2 protein-coding genes are annotated in these 1,351 nt (G+C 44.6%); both read right to left on the reverse strand.

Annotated features, from left to right (window positions below):
* Window positions 1–325: 325 nt before the first annotated feature.
* A complete protein-coding gene (locus tag A3739_RS21190; protein ID WP_068478700.1) occupies window positions 326–880 on the reverse strand; it encodes a sortase domain-bontaining protein in 555 nt (184 codons plus the stop codon).
* Window positions 867–1,351, reverse strand: a 485-nt coding sequence (locus A3739_RS30190; protein WP_231877120.1) for a hypothetical protein, incomplete at its 5' end; no start/stop codon positions are given. The genes A3739_RS21190 and A3739_RS30190, both read right to left, overlap by 14 nt.

The raw sequence follows: 1,351 nt of genomic DNA on the forward strand, positions 1-1,351 counted from the left end.
TGCGCGTTTTCACCATACTTTTCGCTAAAATACCGAGAATCACAAGCTAATATAATCCCTCTTTGACCATGCATGTTTGACTGAGGTCGTGGCAGAGAACCATGCAGCCCAACAATAATACGCTTCACTAATCAAAAGATAATAGCAGCTAAATCAGACTGCTCAAAGGGAAGCTGACTAACGAACAGCCTCTAAAAAGAGTGCCTCGCATATTCTTGAATTCTTCTGGATTATTTCAACAACTTATACGCACGTTCTTTTTGTGCTATTTCGCCTGTTTAAACGATATCTAAAGCATTAATATCGATTAAATTGAAAATCGCGATCACCCCCCCAAAACCAAGTATCTGCGGCTCTCAGAATCATCTTCATCACACGTAGAGAGGATCAAACGATCTCTCTCCAACGCATGATTTAATTGCAGGACTGGCGAATCTACGTGCTTGGTATGTTGCACAGAAAAATCTTGCTCATACTCTAGCGATTGGAGATGAAGCGACGCCCCCTTCTCCAGCAATGGCAAATTTTTAAAGTGCGTATCGTTATGCGCTTGGATGAGAAATATTTGTTTGCCTGTTTCTTCATCCACATGCACAGTCATCGCAGGGCTAAAGGCGAGTGCTTGCCCACTGGGTGTATTCAGTACAAACAAAGACTCGCCGATGGATGGTATTTTGAGCTGTGCGACGGGGTAAAAATCTGCCCACGGCCACGGTTTATAATTGCGTCCGTCACGCTCTGTTTTAAGCCAAGCGTTTTCGATCAACCACTGCCCTGTTAGCGCTTTTACATGAATCCATGCGCCTTGCATAACGAATAGCGAACCTAACGCCAAACCAATTGTTAAGACCCATGGCGCTAGTTTATTAGGCTGTTTCATAGCGTACTCCCTTCTTACTTAAACCAAGTAAGTTAAAAGCTAGCAAAGGCAAAACGGTAAGCCCTACGATCAGAAAACCGATGGTAAGTAACCAAGTTGTTCCGTTGCCCGTCTGAGCAAGATACAACTTCGCGCCATCGGGATTTTTACTTTGCCAGCCTTTAGGAAGATTTGACTTCAGTTTCTGTCGCAACAGTGCTTCTTGCGTGCGCTCGGGAGTAACATCTACCGCGACTAAACTGGTATAACGACTGAGCTGATGATGTTGCAGCGCTAAGTCTGTTGCACTTTGTTGATAACGTGCTTTGACGCCTTCGCTTGTGCGATTTGCTTTGTCGGTGAAGTATTGGATTTTGCGTCGCGCCCATTCAACTGCAATGCCTCTTTTAATCGCTCCGGGTTCTATATTGTGTTGTAAGAACACCGCTTCATTGCCACTCTTGGCATTGATGATGAGAGAGTTAGGCGCTT

The organism is Oleiphilus sp. HI0067, assembly GCF_001635735.1.